The organism is Erwinia sp. E_sp_B01_1, from assembly GCF_036865545.1.
GTDB lineage: Bacteria > Pseudomonadota > Gammaproteobacteria > Enterobacterales > Enterobacteriaceae > Erwinia.
Genome location: NZ_CP142208.1, coordinates 1,993,614 through 2,014,644 on the forward strand (window position 1 = coordinate 1,993,614; position 21,031 = coordinate 2,014,644).

The window sequence follows — 21,031 nt, forward strand, 5'->3', positions numbered from 1 at the left end:
CGGGGCAGGTTAAGCAGGAACGCTCAGCGCTTTCTGACTGCGTGACCAGATACGGTGCGCGGCCATAGCCGAGAGGAACTCACTCATAAACACGCCTTCTGCCTTGTTGTCTTCGATCAGACCCTCTTCCTGCTCACTGTCGCCCAGACCGAACTGAGATTTAAAGCGACGGGCATCGCCACTGAGTCCAATGACTTTAAGATGCTTGTAGGCTTCCAGCAGGAAGTAACGCGCATCGCCGCTCAGCAGCAGGGCGTCGATATTGCCATCCGGCACGATAACGGCATCAAAGGTCAGTGAAGGCAGACCGCTGAAGGTGGCGTCAACCGGCAGGTCAGAACCATCATCAGCGCGGATCTGGCCCATGTGCGGTGCCAGCAGTTTGGCATGAACCCCTTGGGCTTTCAGCGCCTGAAGAATGGCCAGGGTATCGGCCGCATTCACCCCATCGCTGGTCAGTAACGCAACCTGACGGCCTTTAATGGATCCACTCGGCACGGCATACAGGCTCAGACTGGCATCCTTTTTCAGGCCGTTGACATCTTTCGGTGGGGCAGTATGCATTTTCTCATCCGAAAGGCCGATCCCCAGGTTGGTTGCCACGCCATGAGCCAGTGAAACATCAATATGAACCAGATGATCCACTACGCGCTCACGGATATATTCACGCGCTACTTTGCTCAGCTCAAACGAGAAGGCATCAATAATGTGCTGCTGTTCCACCGGCGTCTGGCTGTTCCAGAACAGACGCGGCTGCGAATAGTATTCGCCGAATGACGGGCTGCGCTCGCGAACTTTGTGGCCCTCAATGCGTTCCTGATGGCTCTCAAAACCGCCACGGTGTGGGGAAGGTGGGGTTTCACGCGGCCAGTTGTCATTGATGGAGTTCGGCTCATAATTCGCCGGATTGGTATCAATCTCCGTGCGGTGCATACCCTGACGCTGGAAATTATGGTACGGGCAAACCGGGCGGTTGATCGGGATCTCATGGAAGTTAGGGCCGCCAAGACGACTGATTTGCGTATCTGTATAGGAGAAGAGACGCCCCTGAAGCAGCGGGTCGTTGGAGAAATCCATTCCGGGAACAATATGGCCCGGGTGGAAGGCGACCTGTTCAGTCTCAGCAAAGAAATTGTCCGGGTTGCGGTTCAGCACCATTTTCCCGATCAGCTCAACCGGCACCAGTTCTTCCGGGATCAGCTTGGTGGCATCCAGGATATCGAAGTCAAATTTGAATTCATCTTCTTCCGGGATGAGCTGCACACCTAACTCGTATTCAGGATAGTCGCCAGCTTCAATGGCTTCCCACAGATCGCGACGGTGGAAGTCCGGATCGCGTCCGGTGAGTTTCTGCGACTCATCCCACAGCAGTGAAGCTTTGCCAGCTACCGGCTTCCAGTGGAAGCGGACGAAAGTCGATTTGCCTGCGGCATTGATAAACCGGAAGGTATGGATGCCGAAGCCTTCCATCGTGCGGTAGCTGCGGGGAATGCCGCGATCCGACATCGCCCAGATGACGTTATGCAGCGTTTCTGGCTGTAGCGAAACATAGTCCCAGAAGGTGTCGTGTGCGCTCTGGCCCTGAGGGATCTCATTATGGGGCTCAGGTTTTACGGCATGGACAAAGTCCGGGAATTTATGCGCATCCTGAATAAAGAATACCGGGGTGTTGTTGCCTACCAGGTCAAATACCCCCTCCTCGGTGTAAAACTTGGTAGCCCAGCCGCGTATGTCGCGCACGGTGTCTGCCGATCCGGCACCACCCTGAACGGTAGAGAAGCGAACAAAAACCGGCGTCTGCTGGACAGGATCCCGCAGGAAGTCAGCTTTGGTCACGTCACTCATATCGCGATAAGCCTGGAAATAGCCATGAGCGGCTGAGCCACGGGCATGAACGATACGTTCCGGGATGCGCTCGTGGTCAAAGTGGGTGATTTTTTCCCGCAGGATAAAGTCTTCAAGCAGCGTAGGGCCGCGGGTACCAGCACGCAACGAGTTCTGGTCATCGGCAATGCGGGTACCCTGATTGGTGGTAAGAGGGTAATTTTCCCCGCCTTTGCGGTAGGGTTCCAGTGCATCAAGTTTGGCGTTATGCGTGTCGGGCGCTTTCAGGCTGCCTGGTGCGGTGGGCTGTTTACCTGGTGGGGTCGGTTCCGCTGAAGGTTTATGCGAGCCATCTTCCGGGGCCAGCGAATCCAGCCCTGGTTTGGCTGATTCGGGGCCGGTTGTTGGGGCACTGTGGCTCAGGTCCTTGTTATCGGTTTCTTTCGACATGCTAACTTGCTCCTGTTGTTATCTTTAAGACTCCAGTAACTATAGAACAGTGAAGCGGGTACGCCTGGAAACTAAGGGGATAATCGCGGGGAAAGTGAGCGAACGGTGACCTGAAGGAAATTAGGGCGGGAAGGGAAGAGAAAGAGGGGCTGGCAAAGTTGCCAGCCCCATCAGATTTAACGGTGAGCCAGCTCGGCGTCGTTATCGGCATCTGAATTCAGCAACGACTTATCGGTCTGCTTCAGCCACTGGCTGGTCAGGGTGCCGGCCGTCATTGAGCCGTTAACGTTCAGCGCCGTGCGACCCATATCGATCAGCGGTTCGATCGAGATCAGCAGCGCCACCAGCGTGACCGGCAGGCCCATAGTAGGCAGGACAATCAGCGCAGCGAAAGTTGCACCGCCACCTACGCCAGCCACGCCAGCAGAGCTGAGGGTGACGATACCGACCAGAGTGGCTATCCACATAGGGTCAAAAGGATTGATACCCACCGTTGGCGCAACCATCACTGCCAGCATGGTTGGATAGAGTCCGGCACAACCGTTCTGGCCGATAGTGGCACCAAATGAAGCTGAGAAGCTGGCAATCGACTCCGGCACACCCAGACGACGGGTTTGTGCTTCCACGCTTAACGGAATGGTGGCGGCGCTGGAGCGGCTGGTAAAGGCAAAGGTGATCACCGGCCAGACTTTGCGGAAGAAGCGTTTCGGGTTAACGCCATTCACTGAGAGCAGCAGGGCGTGAACAGCAAACATAATGGCCAGCCCGAGGTAAGAGGCCACAACGAAACTGCCCAGCTTGATAATGTCATTAACGTTGGAGCCGGCAACAACCTTGGTCATCAGGGCCAGGACGCCATAAGGGGTCAGCTTCATGATCAGGCGAACCAGCTTCATCACCCACGCCTGCAATACATCAATCGCTGCCAGCACGCGCTCGCCTTTTGGCTTGTCATCACGCAGCAGATGAAGGGCAGCCACACCCAGGAAAGCAGCAAAGATAACAACGCTGATAATTGAGGTTGGGTTGGCACCGGTCAGGTCGGCAAACGGATTTTTGGGCACAAAAGAGAGCAGCAGCTGAGGGGTGGAAAGATCCGCCACTTTGCCGGCATAGTTATTTTGCAGCGCAGCCAGACGTGCTGTCTCCTGGACACCCTGAACCAGCCCTGTGGCATTCAGGTCGAACAGCCAGGTCACGAAGATACCTACCAGCGCGGAGATAGCGGTGGTAAACAGCAGGACGCCAATAGTCAGCACGCTGATTTTGCCCAGAGAAGAGGCATTATGCAGGCGTGCCACGGCACTGAGGATCGATGCGAAGACCAGCGGCATCACAATCATCTGCAGCAGTTGCACATAACCGTTGCCCACAATGTTAATCCAGCTGATGGACTCTTTCAGTACCGGACTGTCAGCACCATATATAGTGTGTAGCGCCAGGCCAAACAACACGCCGATGACCAGCCCCAGCAGGACTTTTTTCGACAGGCTCCAGTTGGCCGCGCCGCTTTTACTCAGAATCGCTAACAGGGCAACAAAGGCCGCAAGGTTAGCTATTAATGGAAGGTTCATCCCCAGTTCTCCAGTCAATTCGACGTCATTCCTGCGTCAATTAGCAACAGATATTTTTTATTGCGCAGTAAGTGCGCCCAGTGCGCGAATGGTAACAGTTGATCGTGGGGCATCCATATATCCAAAAGGCATGGGTTATAACTTTTTGGTTGTTTTTGCTTTTTTATTGCGCGGTTTGCGTATTAATAAAGCGGACCAGGCTGTTTTGTACCGAACTGACCATCTGGGCAGGCCATCCGGTCGCACCAAAGGGGGGCATGCCGGGCGGAAACCACATTGAAAATCCGACCAGGGCAAGACATAAAGCGCGTTCCAGCTGATTGCCTTTCTGACTTCTGATCAAGGGCAGGCGAAAGCGCCAGCGGCAGGGCCAGAGCAGCGGAACGCCCGCTGGGGTAAGCATGTCGGCAGCGATATGACTGAGATAACCCAGCACCAGACCCTGAAAAACATCTGCCGGGATTACCCACTCTTTGGGCAATTTAAGATGAAACAACGCCACGCCGCCAATCACGGCAAGCAGGCTGTGGGTAAATCCGCGATGGCCAAATATCCGGGCTATCGGTTGAGAAAGCCAGCGGAAGCGCTGCCCAAGGGTAGATTTGGGGTGATCGATATCCGGCAACAGACAGGTCAGCAGCGTGGCGGGGACAATATGCCACCAGTCGCCGTTTGCCAGTTCTGGCGTCAGTTCAGCCCGTTTGGCAAATATGGCACTGGCTATAGCAAAAATGAGATGGCCTTCGGCCGTCATGGGAACACCTGGCTGCAGAACTGTCGATGCATCCAGTATAGGTGATATATACAGTAGAATAAATATGTGACGCTGTAACGAAAGATGAATAGTTTTCGGGAATATTTCAGTCAGATGACGGAGACTGATTATCCCTGGACCTGCCTGCACACGCCGTCTCTCATTTGGATTTGTTGCGTGCAGGCAGGGAAGGTGTAAATCGGTTCAGCCTGAAGTCAGTTACCGTGTAAATCAGCTGATGTTAACTCAACAAGAGAAGTGAGTTTTACATTGGCCAGAGACCAGCGGGCATCTTCAGCATATTCTTTTGCCGGGATGACGATTGAGCGCATACGGGCGGCTTTGGTGGCCACCATCCCATTGACAGAATCTTCCAGCGTGACGCAATTCAGCGGGTCAACGCCCAGCCTGGCTGCCGCATCAAGATAAACCTGCGGATGGGGCTTGCTGTAAGGCAGTGATTCTGCAGAAGCGAGCACGTCGAAGTAGTCACGCAGGTTAAACAGCGCCAGCACGCGTTCAAGCATATGTAACGGTGAAGCCGAGGCCAGACCAATTTTCAATCCCTCTGCCTTACAGAGCTTTAATGCCTGTTCAACGCCCGGGAGCAGTGGACGCGTCTCTTCCACCAGCGTTAATGCCCTGGTGATGATGCGTTGAGTCACCTCCTCCTGAGAAGGGCCGCTCCAGGGCAGCGTCTCGTGCCACATACGAACCACCTGATCGATGCGCAGACCCAGGGTATCCGGTAATTCGTTGCGTCTTGTCAGGTCTGTATTCAGCGTGGAAAACACGTCCATCTCTGCCTGATCCCACAAAGGTTCAGAGTCGATCAGCAGACCATCCATATCAAAAATAGCGGCAAGAACTGGGCGGGAATAAGACATATTACGGCTCCATTTTAACGATTTCAGACACCATAACATGAAGTTTTGCACCACAACATCCGCCGGGCAGAGCGCTTAACATCTCTTAAAGCGCGACAGGATGACTTTTTTCAGGCACTTTTCGTTACCTGCAGGTAAACTTATCACCTCAAACCTTAGTCAGGAGAAAGCATGACTTATCAACAAGCTGGCCGGGTCGCTGTCCTTAAGCGAGTCGCCGGCTGGATTATTTTCATTCCGGCGCTGATTTCAACGCTGATTTCATTGATGACTTTTCTTGAGAAGAGCCGTGAGAAACGTGAGGGTATCAATGCAGTGATGCAGGATTTCTCCCATGTGATGATCGACATGATCCGCTTCAATACGGGTTTTTTGAATGCCTTCTGGAATAACTCCCCCCAGCCGGACTTTAACCAGGGAAGTAACATCACTTTCTGGATCGTCTATTTCCTGATTTTTGTTGGGCTGGCCTTGCAGGCCTCCGGGGCGAGAATGTGGCGACAGTCGTGCCATCTGCGCGAGGGAATTGAGGACCAGATGATCCTGGAGAACGCCAAAGGCCCGGAAGGACGCTCCCGTCAGCAACTCGAAGAGAAAATAGTGGTGCCGAGACACACTATTTTTCTGCAATTTTTCCCGCTGTATATCCTGCCGGTTGTCATTGCGGTAGCGGGCTATTTTGTTCTGAAACTGCTCGGCTTTATCATTTGACGGGCCGGCCTGGTGAACGCATCAGGCCGGTCGGGCATGCTTTTTACCCAGTTCATCCGCATCCAGCAGCGCACCCACAGCCTGCTGGGCCTCGCCAAACCAGTGCCCACCAAACACGTTTGCCCGGTTAAGCAAATAATAGAGCTGATATACCGGCTGACGCTGTTGATAATCCTGCGGAAGCGGCCAGACCGACTCATAGCCTTCGAATATCTGCTCAGGTAAATCCGCATACCAGGAGAGCATGGCCAGATCGCACTCCCGGTCTCCCCAATAGCAGGCAGGATCGAAAACCCAGGGTCCGGTACTGCTGCCACTACAGTTTGCGGGCCAGAGATCGCCATGCAGCAGGGAAGGTTGAGGATGATGGCTTGCAAGCGCAGTCTGAGCACAATGAATAATTAATTCGATGTCGCCGTACTGAATGCCTTTTTCAGCAGCCAGCTGCAGTTGCCAGCCAATACGCTGCTCAGCAAAAAAGATCGACCAGCGTTTAAGCCAGCTGTTCGGCTGGGGAGAGGTTGTCAGATTATTATCGTAATCGAGGCCAAACTGCGCCTGTTCGCTCCACTGATGCAAATGGGCGAGCTGCTGACCAAGCTGCCGTGCGCTTTGCTGATCGAGCGGTTGTGGGGGGATATATTCAAGTAACAGGAAACTGACTTCCCGATCGCTTCCCACGCCGTAAACAGTGGGGACGCGAATCGTTTTTGTGCGTTCAAGTAACTGAAGCTGATCGGCCTCCCAGGCAAAAAGATTCAGCATGTCGCGGCTGTTACATTTTACGAACACCTCGTGCTTACCATAGCGGATATGCCATGCCGGGTGCACATCGCCACCCGGTAATTCGGTACGCTGGCCGATCTCAGCATCACCTAACTGCTCACTCAACAGACGACTAATGGCTGACCACATAGCGGTTTCCTCTTTTCGCTGTGTCTTGCAGGACAAACTGATGATAACGCTTAAAGAATAATCAATGCCAGCACCTCCGCATGGCATGGCGCACTTTTTTTCACCAAATTAGCTTTTGCTGTCGTTAAGGAACTCTTCCCAGCTCTGCACCTCAACCTCTGGCTTGTCTCCCAGCGCCATCTCGCCCAGACCCTGGGCCTGTTCGCGGATTTTCTCTTTATCCAGTGCGCTGGTAATCCCAAAACTGTTAGTGCCCAGTTCGTGGGGATGACCCTCTTTATCGGTAAGAGAGGTGCTGAAACCGCCATTGGTCAGCGCACTGTTTAGTTCCAGAATATCTGTTAACCCTTCCTCCTGAAAACGGAAGGTCACAACATATTGGGTAATATCAGAAGTACTCATTTTTCACCTCATGATTATACAGTGACTTAACAGCATAGTTCACAGGGGGAAAAGGGAGAGGCAATGGGCAGGATGCATTATTGCAAATGCAATTAATTATCATTACTATCAATGCTCTTTTTATCACAGCCTGCCGGAGTATGACGTGCCTTTTATCCCTAAACTTGCCGCCCTTGCCACCTTAATGGCGCTTTCTTACCCGGCTTTTGCCACCACTTATCCTGTGACGCTGACCGACAGTGATGGCAAGCAAGTGACGCTTAAACAGGAACCTCAACGGGTTGTTTTACAGGATGGCCGCGATATTCTGACGCTGGCGTTGCTGGATCGTGACGATCCTTTCCACCGTCTGGTGGCCTGGAACAACCTGCTGAAAAAAAGCGATGCGCCTACCTGGGAACTGATGGCCAATAAATGGCCTGAGGCTAAAAAAATCATTGATATGGGCTTCAGCGATAAAGGTGAAGTGAACCTTGAGAGTGTGGTGGCCGAGCATCCCGATTTGATGATCGCTCAGTTGCGCTCAAAACCCTCTCTTGCTCAGGGCGGGGTGCTGGATAAAATGAAGCAGCTGGGGATCCCGGTGCTCTTTATCGATACTTTTGAAAAGCCGGTCGAAGATACCCCCAAAAGCATCACGTCACTGGGCGTGGCGCTTAACCGCGAAGCAGAAGCCAAAGACTATACCGACTTTTATCAGCAGCATTATCAGGCAATACTGGAAAAAACGCGCGCTGTGAAACCGCAGCCTCAGGTATTTATCGAGGCCAAAGCCGGGCTGGGCGGTCTTGAATCCTGCTGCTTTACTCATGCGCATGTTGGCTGGGGGGCTATGGTTGAAGCAGTGGGCGCCAGAAACATTGGGTCTGGCCTGTTACCCGGTGCTACCGGCGATATCTCGCTGGAAAAAGTTATCGCCATGAAGCCTGATGTCTATATCGTCTCCGGCTCGCAGTGGGCGAGCAAAAACAATGCTGCCGTGCCTTTTGGCTACAACGTGACCCAGAACCAGGTGGATCAGGCCTTCAACAAAATGAAGCAGCGACCCGGCTTTGCGCAGGTTTCGGCCATCAGCAACAATCGCTTCTATGGTCTGTACCATAACTTCTATAACCACCCTTACAACATTGTCGGGCTGGAATATCTGGCGAAGTTTATCTATCCACAACAGTTTACTGAACTTGACCCGGCGAACACCTGGAAAGAAATTGTCACTCGTTTTACCAAAGTACCTATGGGAGAAGGGGTGTTGGGTGCTCAGGCTCCGGCGAAATAAATTTTTCTGCTGGTCGGGTGCAGTCCGCTATAAATCAGGGTGACCTTCAGGGTCACCTTTTTTTTGTTGAGTTATCTCTGGATGAAAAACACGCCTACAGGCGGGGTAACATCAGGACGTTTATAGACATAAACTGAAATGTTTATGGCCTGTTTCAGAGAACATTCTTATTTACACTCTACTGCAATCTCTTCAGATAACCCTTATGATACGCGACGTTAATGAGAATGCTCTCATTCGGGGTCTGGCCTGGCGGGCATTTTGCCTAAAAGGGGTAATTTCATAAAATGTTACGATTCTTACCCTAATAGGCATTGATTGCCCGGTAAAACCCTTCAGACTCACCCTTTTTAAACTGTCGTATGGGTCACACTTAATGAAAGTGCTTAACAAGCTCTCTGTAGTTCTTTTGCTTTCCGGTGGCGCGCTGTGTCAGCAAGCTCTGGCTGATAACAACGTCTTTACGGTCATGGATGACCCTTCCACAGCGAAGAAAGATTTTGAAGGGAATGCCGCCGCGGGTTACCTGGCTCAGACCGGTAACACCACCAGCTCCTCACTGACAGCTAATACCAACATGACCTGGTATCAGCCTAAAACGGCCTACAGCCTGTGGGGCAACGCCAGCAACACCTCTTCTAATGACGAACGCTCATCAGAAACCTATCAGGTCGGTGGCCGTACGCGTTACAACCTCACCAACTTTGATTACCTGTTTGGACAGGCGAGCTGGTTGAGTGACCGTTTCAACGGTTATGACGGTCGTTCCTTCCTGGCCGCAGGTTATGGTCGTCAGCTGCTGAACGGTCCGGTGCATTCACTGCGTGTGGAAGCCGGTCCTGGTGTGCGTTATGACGATTATCACGACGGTGGCCATGATACCACTGCGCTGGCCTATGGCGCGCTGAGCTATCAGTGGCAGCTGACCGATACCACCAAATTCATACAGGGTGTATCCGTTCTGGGTAGCGATGATACGACAGTGAACTCCGAAACCGGTTTACAGGTCGCCATTAACGATCACTTCTCTCTGAAGCTGGCCTATAACGTGACCTGGAACCAGAATCCGCCAGAATCTGCGCCAGATAAAACTGATACTAAAACAACTATTATGCTTTCTTACGCAATGTAATGTTTTCAGGGTCAGAATATTCTGACCCTAATTTTACTTAATCCCTTTTCGCATCGCAAAACCCCTTCTTTTACTCCTAAATTCCAGTCATTAATCAGAAAATATATTAGAACTTTTCCTAATCCAGGATGCAGATAATTTAACTTGTCATATTACCTGATGGCGGTTAAATTTCTCACCGACATTGCAACTGAATTATAGGATTCAGTAATGAATTCATTAATTTCAGTATTAAGCCAAATGTTGCTATTAATGTAATGATAATGTCTTAAATTTATTAATGGAGTAATAAAATGACTAACTTAACGGTAATGACTCTGGAGCAGTGTAAAGAAGTTCGCGGTGGCGTGAGCGATACCGCCTGGGGCGCAGCGGGTGGCGCTGTTGCTGGCGGCATTATTGGTGCTCTGATCCCCGGCGTGGGCTGCATTGCAGGGGCGATGGCAGGTGGCGCTGTGGGTGCCGGAGTAGGCGCCAGTGTAGGTGCAGGTAAAGGCAATGGAGCCTCATAATAACTCTTTCTGATAAGGACTACAGAAAAGGGTATTAATTACTATTGATAGTATGCTCTGACTGTTTCCAGATTGGATGGGGTTTTCATTACCTGATATATATGAAATAACCCTTTAGTGGAGTTGAGGCCAGCCTCAACTCCACTATGTAATGTGAAATATTATGAGCAAAGAATTCAATAAATGCCTGATAAAATCCCCCCTGGGTATGCAGGTTTATGCCTCAGTATTACTTTTTTTTACTGTGATTTTTATCCTCATACTTACCCAGGGAAGATACGGCAAGCAGGAGATGGTTAAAGGTCTTATCCGAAATGAATCATTTTTCCGGGTTGCTGCTGACAGAATGGGGAACGTGCTGGATATATACGCTGAAGAGGGGCAGGCCGTTAAAAAGGGAGCGCCTCTTTTCCGCATAGCGCTTCCCTGGCAGGATGCCACGGATCAACATAACGGCACCAGTATGACAAAAGAGTCCATTTCAAGGCTCAGGCAAACCCAGTCTGAATTACAGCGTGAAGGTCTCTCGCTCGAAAAAGAACTGGCTGATTTAATCAAACAAAAAACCGCTTTCTTCAGTAGCATCGATCAAAATATCAGTAAAATAGATGGCATCGAAAAAGATTATCTGCTTAAGAAAAAAATCCTGGCTACTCAGCTTAAGGATTATGAAAAACTGCTGCTTTCAAAATCGATAAATAAAACAGATGTGGAAAATGTGCGGCAGTATTCCCTGGATAACAATGTTGCTTTAACCAGGACGGTGATGGAAAAGCAAAATTTGCTGCAGAACAAAGCAGAGAAGCAGATCTCCTATGCCAGAACTGAACGCGAACTGCTGCAAATAAGAGATGACGTTGAAAGAAGAAAGCGTGAGCTGATTAACGACCTGAATAAAATAGAGATGCAACAGGAATATATCGTGACCTCTCCCGTTGATGGCATTATCCATGATGTCGGGATCCTTAAAGGCGATTTTGTCGATGGCAAATCTCCTTCTATGATTGTCAAAACAGATACTCAGGCTCAGCCTCTTGCCATCCTGCATCTGACCAGCAGTCAGATCGGCTTGCTCGATCGTCATGAAAAAATTTTCCTGCGGGTCGACACCTTTCCCTATGAGAGTTACGGCATGTTGACGGCCCACGTTGTGAATGTCTCCAAAACGCCCACCAAAGTCAGTCTGGATGACAAGGATTCCTGGTTCAGGGTCAAGCTCCAGCTGGATGAGCATGATGCATTGAGCAAGATCCCGCTGGACAGGCTCAATGACGGGATGTCCGTGACCACCTCTTTGCGTCAGCCTGAACAAACTCTGATGGAATGGCTGTTCTTACCTGTGAAAAAAGCGTTTAAACGTAATCCGGATTTCATTCAATGAAGAAATATAAAACAAAAGACGTTATTCAGGATGAAGTCTCTGAATGTGGCCTGGCTTGTATCAGCTATATTTGCGGAACTCTAGGAAAAAAGGTCGCTTTGTCAACGCTGCGCAGACAGTTTGATGTCACTCTGGATGGCCTCTCCTTTTACAACCTGATGAATATCTCTGCGGAGTATCAACTTGTTGCAACGGGTGTTCAGGTTGCTGCTGATTCACTTTCCGAAATTAAAACGCCAGCTATCCTGCTCTGGAATAACTGCCATTTTGTTGTTCTAAAGAAGGTAAGCAGGAAAGGCATTGAGGTAATGGATCCTGCCGTAGGTAGTCGAAAATTTACCCATCTGGAAGTGTTGCGATTTTTCTCCGGCATGGCTCTGGAGATTGAGCCTGGTGATGAGTTCACGGTCAGACCTCATCAGATCTGGGGCGATGAATCTAAAGAGGACAAAAGTTTCTTCAGCCTCAGGTCATTTAAAAACGGTGTTCTGAAATATAAAGGCTACATGTTACCTCTGGCAATAATGGGCATCGTTATTCAGGTAACCAACATTGCCATACCGAAGTTTATGTCATTGGTGTTTGACGAAGTTTTGCCAAAAAACGATGAGGACTTTCTGTTTCTATTGCTTTACATATTTGGGTTTGTCTATCTGGTTCAGGCGGTAGGCAGCTATCTGAAAATTTTGCTTTCACAACGCTTAAGGCGAGTTATTTCGCAGTTTGAAGGTGTCAAAACGGTCCGCAAGCTGTTCCAGATGGACCTGAAATTTTTCAACAAAAGAATGCCCTCTGACCTGTTGAGAAAAGTGAAATCCGTTGATGTATTCCATGTCATTTTTACGCATGGCTGGCTGGATATCGTCATTGATGGGTTTTTTGCCGTCATCTTTATTGTGTTGCTCTTTATGATCAGTTTTGAACTGGCCTTAATGACGGTCACGGTCACCGGACTGATGGTTCTGACGCGTGTGTTGTTGCTTTCAACCCTGATGTCCCGTCAATACTCTGCTATTGATGCTGAAGTAAAGCGTGATAACAGCCTGCTTCAGTCGATTGATAATATCACGATGATAAAGATCAACCATGCGGAGCCACGCAAGATAAGCGACTGGTTTTACAGTCATGCTGAACTTGAAGATAATCGTTCTTCCATTGAAAAAATCAACGCCATGATTTCGCTTTCAGTGACCACGATTTCACATCTTCAGACGCTGATTATTATGGGAATGGGTGCCTATGCCGTACTGAAAGGGGAAAGCACCGCCGGTCAGCTCATCTCCTTTATCTTTTACAAAAACTGTTTGATGGGTAATGTTCAGACGCTGGTTGAAAATCATGTCAATTTAAAGCTTTGCTCGGTTGAGGTTCGCAGACTGCTGGATATCTCACCGGCGAATGTGACGGAAGTCAGCCAGTTCAGTTCCTCTGCGGTCACCACAAAAGAACAAATAAAAACGCTATCCGTAAAGAATCTGGCCTTCAGCTATTCGAACTTAGAAGAATCTTTTATAAAAAATATCAACTTCACCCTGAATGAGGGCGATAAGTTGGTGATAACTGGCCCATCAGGCTGCGGTAAAACCACCATTCTGAATTTGCTGTCAGGATTACTGAGCCCAACAGAAGGTGAGATCATTATCAATGACATCTCCCTGAACCGATTCGGGTTACGTCAGTATCAGTCGCAAATTTCCATTGTCTCTCCTGATGACAAAATCATTAATGGAAGCGTCATTGAGAACATCGTCTATGAATCCGATTCTTACGATATGCTTCTGCTCGGGCAGTGTATTGAACAAGCCAATCTCGCCGATGTCATCCGCAGTTTGTCTGCAGGTTTAAATACGCGACTAGGCATTAATGGTGCAAGGCTCTCCTCAGGTCAGCAGCAAAGACTGATGCTGGCCAGGGCACTGTATCGCAGGCCAACCCTGATTTTGATGGATGAACCTACATCTCACCTCGATAAGCTGTCACGGGAAGCCATTATGGAGTTGGTGGCGCAGCTCCCTGTTTCCTGCATCATTGTCAGTCATGACGAACATCTGATTAAAGCAATAGGCAATGAAATTCAGATGAGTGGGGGAGTTAAATAGGATGAAACTTCGAACCTTGTTAAAAGTCAGGCTAAATAATTTCATTGATCAGATTATTTCATCGCTGATAATTATCCAGGTCAGGCTTTCGGGGGGTGCCCAAATTTACCTTGTGCAATCAAGTTTTTGAAACTTATTTCATTTGTTTTTCGATCACATTTAAGGGAAAGTTATTATGCAGACGCTGCTGAGTTTTTGACAAACAAGGTTTTGGATGTCAGACAAAAAGATTTCGTAAAATTCTATTTGCAAAATAAATTAACGAGCCTTTTTGTTCGTACTTACCTCGAACGCTCACTTTGGCCAGAAGTCGCATGCTTTCTGCAGAGTAACAGCCGCCTCAGCACTGCTTCAAAAGCAATTGATAACTCAAATATGCTGCTGGTCACGCACACCGGTGATTACTGGGTCGCTATCCTCACTGCTGCGATGCAGTATGAGGGTAAAGGCTGTAATTTTATTGTTCCCATCTATGAGAAAATTGAGGAAAAGAATAAGGCACTTTACAAAAAAATAGAGATAAAGGGAGTTAACCTTATTTTCGTTAATATTCATGAGCCAGGTACGCTGCTGAGACTCACCCGTTATCTTAAAGCGCCTGATTGTGTGGTGGCGATTTTTTACGATCTCTATTGCCACGCTGCTGGTATTTATAATGGCGGCGTTGAAGCGGTGAATTTTGCAAATAAAAAGGGGTTTATGACCACAGGTATTCTCCAAATCATCAGAAAGTTATCGTTAAAGGTAAGTTTTGTAGCCTGCGAGTTTTGCTTACAGGAGAATAAATATATCGTTGAGTTTTCACCCATGCCACAACATGCTGCAGAACAGGATTTGCGCCGTGAAATGGTGGATTATATTGAAGCGCGTCTTAAAGTCAGGCCTTACCAGTGGCACTTCATTGCTAATCTGGATACCTATTACCATATTCCTTTCTCGCGTATTCAGGCAGTTTACAAAAAGAATCAGGCGCAGTTTCTTCGCCTTAATGCTAAATATTCCCATGCCAGTAAAAAATCATGATAAAGAACATTCCACTCTTTATTTTTTCCGTCGTGCTCTCTGGCTGTTCACTTTCACCTGACTATGTGAAACCTGACACGGTTGCAGACGGTAATAAGCAACTTAAAGCAGCACAAGGCAGTCATCACTATTCCTTCCGCGAAATGTTCGCTCAGGACGAACATCTGGCAGAAGTTCTGAAACAGGCTCAAATTAATAACTACGATTTACAGGATGGCCTGATGCGTGTAGAGATGAGCCGTGCACAAATGTACAGCTCAATCTTTGACCTGATACCCGGCGTGAGCTTCACAGGCACTAAAAGCACCAGCATGTCTGAAATGACGTCCCCCTTTACGGGCAAGGATGTGAAGCAAAAAACTAAAACATACCAAAGCAGCCTGGGCTTTGATTCTTATGAAGTGGATATCTGGGGGAAAAAATTAAGCGAAATTGATTCACTGAGTGAAGAGAGCAAAGGGGATCAGAGCCTGGTTGCCGCTCTGCAGTTAACATTAATGTCCGATCTTGCCAATACCTGGTATGAAACCCTGTCGATGATAAAAATCTGGCATATGCTGACCGGAAAAATTGTCATGCTGGATGACATTCATACCCGTCTGAAAGGCGTGAACGAAATGGAAAGGCTGGATCCGCTGCTGCTCTCCAAGTTTATGCGGGGCAAAACCAGTGATGTCACTAACCAGCAAAACCTGCAGAAAGAGATCCTCAACAGGATCCATAAGCTGGAATATCTTTCCGGATACCGATCCCCCTGGCTGAATGAAGAGAGCTGGAAAAATCTTTCCGGGGACTATGCCATTCAGACGGTTCCACAAAGTATCCAGTCTGATGTCATTTTCAACCGGCCTGATGTGATAGCCGCAGAAGCTAAAATTAAAGCGGCAAATGGCACTATTGGTATGGCGCGCGCCGCGTTTTTACCTGTATTTAATCTGTTTGCTAATGCCTATCACACCTCTGACTCTTTCGATCGTGTTCTTGGCAATTTGACCGATAACTGGACCTTAACGCCGTCGGTGATTATCCCCATTTTTCGTTGGCCAAAAAATTACGCCAATCTGAATTATGCGCATTCACAACAGGCACTGGCGGTAGTTGCCTACCGCAAGATCGTGGCTCAGGGGTTGCTGGATATTCAGGACTCAACCAATAATCTGCGTGCCAGTGAAGAGACAACGGCCACGTTAATGGACGAAGTTGATATTCACCGACAAAATCTGAGCAAACTGACCACACGTTACGAAGCCGGGTATGGTGACTTATACAACCTCTATGAGGCGATCGACTTACTGACTTCGTCGCAATTTGATCTTGAAAGTCACCGGCAACAGGTGATGACCAATACGATTGTGTTACTTAAAGCCATTGGGGGATGAGTGATAAATACTTCACTCCGGACCCTTCATTTCTGGAAACCAGATTACAACTCCTTCTGATGAGGCTTTGATGAAGAGCCCATTGCGTGTAAGATGTTCGGCCATCGTAAGTTTTTGTATCAAACAGACTTTCGATCCTGCGTACCAGGCTGTGTACCAAACTGACAACTGTGAGTCGGTTTCAAGTGCTGTCAGCCTGTTGTATAACGATAAAAATATTTTTGTATGTAGCCTGGCGTATGGGTTACCACTGCAACTAAGGATGTAATATGCCCGTAATTACTCTTCCTGATGGAAGTCAGCGTATTTTTGACCACGCAGTCAGCGTGATGGACATCGCTCAGGACATCGGTCCGGGGCTGGCAAAAGCCTGTATCGCAGGCCGTGTAAATGGCGAGCTGGTGGATGCGGTCGATCCGATTACCACAGACGCTCACGTTGCTATCATCACCGCAAAAGATGACGCTGGTCTGGAAATCATTCGCCACTCCTGTGCTCACCTGTTAGGTCATGCGATCAAACAGCTGTGGCCAGACACGAAAATGGCGATTGGCCCGGTGATTGATAACGGATTCTACTATGACGTGGATATTGACCGTACCCTGACCCAGGAAGACATTGAGCAGCTGGAAAAGCGTATGCATCAGCTGGCCGAAACCAATTACGAGGTCATTAAGAAAACGGTGAGCTGGCATGAAGCGCGTGAAGCCTTTGCCGCCCGTGATGAACCTTACAAAATGATTATTCTTGATGAGAACATCAGCCATGACGATCGTCCTGGCCTGTATCATCACGAAGAGTATGTTGATATGTGCCGTGGGCCTCACGTGCCTAATATGCGCTTCTGCCATCACTTTAAGCTGCAGAAAATTTCTGGCGCTTACTGGCGTGGCGACAGCAACAATAAAATGTTGCAGCGTATCTATGGCACCGCCTGGGCTGATAAAAAGCAGCTGGCAGCCTATCTGCAGCGTCTGGAAGAAGCGGGCAAACGCGATCACCGTAAAATCGGTAAGCAGCTCGATCTATATCACATGCAGGAAGAAGCACCGGGTATGGTGTTCTGGCACAACGATGGCTGGACTATCTTCCGCGAGCTGGAAGTCTTTGTGCGCAGCAAGCTGACTGAATATGACTATCAGGAAGTGAAGGGCCCATTGATGATGGACCGCGTGCTGTGGGAAAAAACAGGTCACTGGGAAAACTACAAAGAAGCCATGTTCACCACCTCTTCAGAGAACCGTGAATATTGCATCAAACCTATGAACTGCCCTGGCCACGTGCAAATTTTCAATCAGGGTCTAAAATCATACCGCGACCTGCCATTACGTATGGCCGAATTTGGTAGCTGCCACCGTAATGAGCCTTCAGGTGCTCTGCACGGTCTGATGCGTGTGCGTGGCTTTACTCAGGATGATGCCCATATCTTCTGTACTGAAGAGCAGGTGCGTACTGAGGTGAACAGCTGCATCCGCATGGTGTATGACATGTACAGCACCTTCGGATTTGAAAAAATCGTGGTGAAACTGTCTACCCGTCCGGTAAAACGTATCGGCACTGACGAACAGTGGGATCGTGCTGAGGCCGATCTGGCTGCCGCGCTGAAAGAGAACGACATTCCGTTCGAGTATCAGCCGGGTGAGGGGGCATTCTATGGCCCTAAAATTGAATTCACCCTGCATGACTGTTTAGATCGTGCATGGCAGTGTGGCACCGTACAGCTCGACTTCTCTCTGCCGGGCCGTCTGAGTGCTTCCTATATTGGTGAAAATAATGAGCGTCAGGTGCCGGTGATGATCCACCGTGCAATTCTGGGTTCAGTGGAGCGCTTTATCGGTATTTTGACCGAAGAGTATGCCGGGTTCTTCCCAACCTGGCTGGCTCCAGTACAAGTTGTGGTGATGAATATCACCGATGGCCAGTCCGAATATGTTGCAGAATTGACCCGAAAACTGCAGAATGCGGGCATTCGTGTAAAAGCGGACTTGAGAAACGAGAAGATTGGCTTTAAAATCCGTGAGCACACTTTACGTCGTGTCCCTTATATGTTGGTCTGCGGTGATAAAGAGGTGGAAGCTGGCAAAGTTGCCGTTCGCACCCGCCGTGGTAAAGACCTGGGCAGCATGGACGTAAACGAAGTGATCGCGAAACTGCAGGATGAAATTCGCAGTCGCAATCTTCATCAATTGGAGGAATAAAGTATTAAAGGCGGAAAACGAGTTCAACCGGCGCGTCCTAATCGCATTAACAGAGAAATCCGCGCCACAGAAGTACGACTGACTGGCGTCGATGGCGAGCAGATTGGTATTGTCAGTCTGAATGAGGCTTTGGAAAAAGCTGAGGAAGCAGGCGTTGATTTAGTTGAAATCAGCCCTAACGCCGAGCCGCCCGTTTGCCGCATCATGGATTACGGCAAATTCCTTTACGAAAAAAGCAAATCTTCTAAGGAACAGAAGAAAAAGCAAAAAGTTATTCAGGTTAAGGAAATTAAATTCCGTCCTGGAACCGATGATGGCGACTATCAGGTAAAACTACGCAACCTGGTTCGCTTTCTCGAAGAGGGCGATAAAGCCAAAATCACGCTGCGATTCCGTGGTCGTGAGATGGCGCACCAGCAGATCGGTATGGAAATGCTTAACCGCGTCCGTAAAGATCTGTGTGAAGATAGTGATCTGGCGATTGTCGAGTCCTTCCCTTCGAAGATCGAAGGTCGTCAGATGATTATGGTGCTCGCTCCGAAGAAGAAACAGTAGGCCATAAAGTAATCGAAGTCCGGGCTTCGGCCCGGGCTTTTATTCGCCTGTCTGGTTCATTTTATTAACAATGCGAAGTGGATGTTTTAAATGCCGAAGATTAAAACTGTACGTGGCGCGGCCAAGCGCTTTAAGAAGACCGGCTCTGGCGGCTTCAAGCGTAAACACGCTAACCTGCGTCATATTCTGACTAAAAAATCTACTAAACGTAAGCGTCACCTGCGCCCTAAAGGCATGGTTTGTCAGGCTGACCTGGCGAGTGTTGTTGCTTGCCTGCCGTACGCATAAGTCTATTTTTTTAACAGAATATTAAACAGGAGAGCTAAATGGCTCGTGTAAAACGTGGTGTAGTTGCTCGCGCACGTCACAAAAAAATCTTAAAACAAGCTAAAGGCTATTACGGTGCACGTTCACGTGTTTACCGCGTAGCCTTCCAGGCTGTTATCAAAGCTGGTCAGTATGCTTACCGTGACCGTCGTCAGCGGAAGCGTCAGTTCCGTCAGCTGTGGATCGCGCGTATTAACGCAGCGGCCCGCACCAACGGAATTTCTTACAGCCGTTTCATTAATGGCCTGAAAAAGGCTTCTATTGAGATCGACCGTAAGATTCTGGCTGACATCGCAGTCTTCGACAAAGTGACCTTCACGGCACTGGTTGAGAAAGCGAAAACAGCTCTGGCGTAAGTCAGGTGAAAGAGGGAGCTTGTCTCCCTCTTTTATTTTTTCCACCCGGGCATCAGGTTTTCATTCCCGTACAAGGTATCGCAAGCATGAATGCTGCCATTTTCCGTTTCTTTTTTTACTTTAGCACCTGAACAACAGGGGCTTGTGCGCAAAGAAAAGAAACGAAAAATCGCGCTTAAAGCCTCCCCAGTGGAGGCTTTTTTGTTTCTGGCGTTAATGATATCGGACGAACTCTCGTCCTTATAATAAAACAGACCGGCCACGGGGGCTGGAAGAAGAGGAAAGCATGTCACATCTCGCAGAACTGGTGGCGAACGCGAAAGCGGCCATTGCTGATGCTCACGATGTTGCCGCATTAGATACGGTGCGCGTTGAATATCTGGGGAAAAAAGGGCATCTGACGTTACAGATGACCACACTGCGTGAACTGCCTGCGGAAGATCGCCCGGCAGCGGGTGCGGTCATCAATGAGGCCAAGCAGCAGGTACAGGAAGCGCTGAACGAGCGTAAAGAGTCGCTGGAATCTGCTGCGTTGAATGCCCGCCTGGCGGAAGAAACCATTGATGTTTCATTACCGGGTCGTCGGATTGAAAACGGGGGCCTGCATCCGGTCACCCGCACTATTGACCGTATTGAAACCTTCTTTGGTGAGCTGGGCTTTGCCGTAGCAACCGGCCCCGAAATTGAAGATGACTACCATAACTTTGACGCGCTGAACATTCCTGGCCATCACCCGGCGCGTGCTGACCATGATACCTTCTGGTTTGATGCGACCCGCCTTCTGCGCACCCAGACTTCTGGCGTGCAGATCCGCACCATGAAAAACCAGCAGCCGCCAATCCGCATCATTGCCCCTGGCCGTGTGTACCGTAACGATTACGATCAAACGCACACCCCAATGTTCCATCAGATGGAAGGGCTGATTGTCGATCGTAATATCAGCTTTACCAATCTGAAAGGCACGCTGCACGACTTCCTGAACAACTTCTTTGAGGAAGATTTGCAGGTACGTTTCCGTCCGTCTTACTTCCCGTTTACTGAACCTTCTGCTGAGGTGGATGTGATGGGCAAAAACGGTAAGTGGCTGGAAGTGCTGGGCTGCGGCATGGTGCATCCTAACGTCCTGCGTAACGTGGGCATCGATCCGGAAGTCTATTCGGGCTTTGCTTTCGGCATGGGAATGGAGCGTCTGACCATGTTGCGCTACGGTGTGACGGATTTACGCGCCTTCTTCGAAAATGATTTACGTTTCCTCAAACAGTTTAAATAAGGGCGG

Annotated in this window: 20 protein-coding genes and 1 other annotated feature; of the genes, 14 read left to right on the forward strand and 6 right to left on the reverse strand. The window is 49.3% G+C overall.

Annotated elements, in window-relative coordinates; genetic code table 11:
* Positions 1–9: 9 nt before the first annotated feature.
* From katE to hxpB, 4 genes are all read right to left on the reverse strand, one after another.
* Complete coding sequence (katE, locus tag VRC33_RS09620) at positions 10–2,274, reverse strand: catalase HPII (RefSeq protein WP_338563195.1); 2,265 nt, start codon at positions 2,272–2,274, stop codon at positions 10–12.
* 176 nt (positions 2,275–2,450) lie between these two features.
* On the reverse strand, positions 2,451–3,848 hold the full coding sequence (locus VRC33_RS09625; protein ID WP_338563198.1) for an L-cystine transporter: 1,398 nt from the start codon (positions 3,846–3,848) through the stop codon (positions 2,451–2,453).
* A gap of 163 nt (positions 3,849–4,011) precedes the next feature.
* Entirely contained in the window at positions 4,012–4,602 is a 591-nt protein-coding gene (locus VRC33_RS09630; RefSeq protein WP_338563200.1) for a metal-dependent hydrolase, read from the reverse strand.
* 215 nt (positions 4,603–4,817) lie between these two features.
* Positions 4,818–5,489, reverse strand: a complete 672-nt coding sequence (gene hxpB / locus VRC33_RS09635) for a hexitol phosphatase HxpB (RefSeq protein ID WP_338563203.1) — start codon at positions 5,487–5,489, stop codon at positions 4,818–4,820.
* Positions 5,490–5,660: 171 nt separating this feature from the next.
* On the opposite strand from hxpB, the gene VRC33_RS09640 reads away from it, so the two are divergent.
* Entirely contained in the window at positions 5,661–6,200 is a 540-nt protein-coding gene (locus tag VRC33_RS09640; RefSeq protein ID WP_338564783.1) for a YniB family protein, read from the forward strand.
* A 21-nt stretch (positions 6,201–6,221) separates the two neighbouring features.
* Here the strand turns inward: VRC33_RS09640 and VRC33_RS09645 are convergent, their stop codons facing one another.
* Positions 6,222–7,115, reverse strand: coding sequence for a fructosamine kinase family protein (locus VRC33_RS09645; protein ID WP_338563206.1), 894 nt, complete (start codon positions 7,113–7,115; stop codon positions 6,222–6,224).
* 108 nt (positions 7,116–7,223) lie between these two features.
* Positions 7,224–7,517: a type V toxin-antitoxin system endoribonuclease antitoxin GhoS gene (gene ghoS, locus VRC33_RS09650; protein WP_338563208.1), complete on the reverse strand. Its 294-nt coding sequence runs from the start codon at positions 7,515–7,517 to the stop codon at positions 7,224–7,226.
* Positions 7,518–7,701: 184 nt separating this feature from the next.
* Here ghoS and VRC33_RS09655 point away from each other — a divergent pair, with 184 nt between their 5' ends.
* The 13 genes from VRC33_RS09655 to pheS all read left to right on the forward strand — a co-directional run bounded on the left by VRC33_RS09655 (position 7,702) and on the right by pheS (position 21,025).
* Entirely contained in the window at positions 7,702–8,793 is a 1,092-nt protein-coding gene (locus VRC33_RS09655; protein WP_338564224.1) for an ABC transporter substrate-binding protein, read from the forward strand.
* Positions 8,794–9,169: 376 nt separating this feature from the next.
* Complete coding sequence (locus VRC33_RS09660) at positions 9,170–9,925, forward strand: DUF481 domain-containing protein (RefSeq protein WP_338563211.1); 756 nt, start codon at positions 9,170–9,172, stop codon at positions 9,923–9,925.
* Between the two features lie 293 nt (positions 9,926–10,218).
* On the forward strand, positions 10,219–10,437 hold the full coding sequence (locus tag VRC33_RS09665) for a Blp family class II bacteriocin (protein ID WP_338563213.1): 219 nt from the start codon (positions 10,219–10,221) through the stop codon (positions 10,435–10,437).
* A gap of 355 nt (positions 10,438–10,792) precedes the next feature.
* The gene (locus tag VRC33_RS09670) at positions 10,793–11,818 is read left to right on the forward strand and encodes an HlyD family efflux transporter periplasmic adaptor subunit (protein WP_338567618.1); all 1,026 of its coding nucleotides are present in this window, start codon (positions 10,793–10,795) and stop codon (positions 11,816–11,818) included.
* Positions 11,815–13,917 carry a peptidase domain-containing ABC transporter gene (locus tag VRC33_RS09675; protein ID WP_338563221.1) on the forward strand — a complete coding sequence of 701 codons (2,103 nt, stop codon included), beginning with the start codon at positions 11,815–11,817 and terminating at the stop codon, positions 13,915–13,917. The genes VRC33_RS09670 and VRC33_RS09675 overlap by 4 nt, the downstream gene beginning before the upstream one ends.
* A 126-nt stretch (positions 13,918–14,043) precedes the next feature.
* The gene (locus tag VRC33_RS09680) at positions 14,044–14,940 is read left to right on the forward strand and encodes a hypothetical protein (RefSeq protein ID WP_338563224.1); all 897 of its coding nucleotides are present in this window, start codon (positions 14,044–14,046) and stop codon (positions 14,938–14,940) included.
* Positions 14,937–16,319, forward strand: coding sequence for a TolC family protein (locus tag VRC33_RS09685; RefSeq protein ID WP_338563226.1), 1,383 nt, complete (start codon positions 14,937–14,939; stop codon positions 16,317–16,319). Before VRC33_RS09680 ends, VRC33_RS09685 begins: the two co-directional genes overlap by 4 nt.
* A 269-nt stretch (positions 16,320–16,588) precedes the next feature.
* Positions 16,589–18,517: a threonine--tRNA ligase gene (gene thrS / locus VRC33_RS09690; RefSeq protein WP_338563227.1), complete on the forward strand. Its 1,929-nt coding sequence runs from the start codon at positions 16,589–16,591 to the stop codon at positions 18,515–18,517.
* A 3-nt stretch (positions 18,518–18,520) separates the two neighbouring features.
* Positions 18,521–19,072, forward strand: coding sequence for a translation initiation factor IF-3 (infC, locus tag VRC33_RS09695; protein WP_338564226.1), 552 nt, complete (start codon positions 18,521–18,523; stop codon positions 19,070–19,072).
* Positions 19,073–19,162: 90 nt separating this feature from the next.
* The gene (gene rpmI / locus VRC33_RS09700) at positions 19,163–19,360 is read left to right on the forward strand and encodes a 50S ribosomal protein L35 (protein ID WP_338563230.1); all 198 of its coding nucleotides are present in this window, start codon (positions 19,163–19,165) and stop codon (positions 19,358–19,360) included.
* A gap of 38 nt (positions 19,361–19,398) precedes the next feature.
* Entirely contained in the window at positions 19,399–19,755 is a 357-nt protein-coding gene (gene rplT / locus VRC33_RS09705; RefSeq protein WP_338563233.1) for a 50S ribosomal protein L20, read from the forward strand.
* 81 nt (positions 19,756–19,836) lie between these two features.
* Positions 19,837–19,961: a sequence feature (Phe leader region), on the forward strand.
* Positions 19,842–19,886, forward strand: coding sequence for a pheST operon leader peptide PheM (gene pheM / locus VRC33_RS09710; protein WP_001386830.1), 45 nt, complete (start codon positions 19,842–19,844; stop codon positions 19,884–19,886). Its footprint overlaps the feature before it by 45 nt.
* A gap of 80 nt (positions 19,962–20,041) precedes the next feature.
* A complete protein-coding gene (gene pheS, locus VRC33_RS09715) occupies positions 20,042–21,025 on the forward strand; it encodes a phenylalanine--tRNA ligase subunit alpha (RefSeq protein ID WP_338563235.1) in 984 nt (327 codons plus the stop codon).
* Positions 21,026–21,031: the final 6 nt, after the last annotated feature.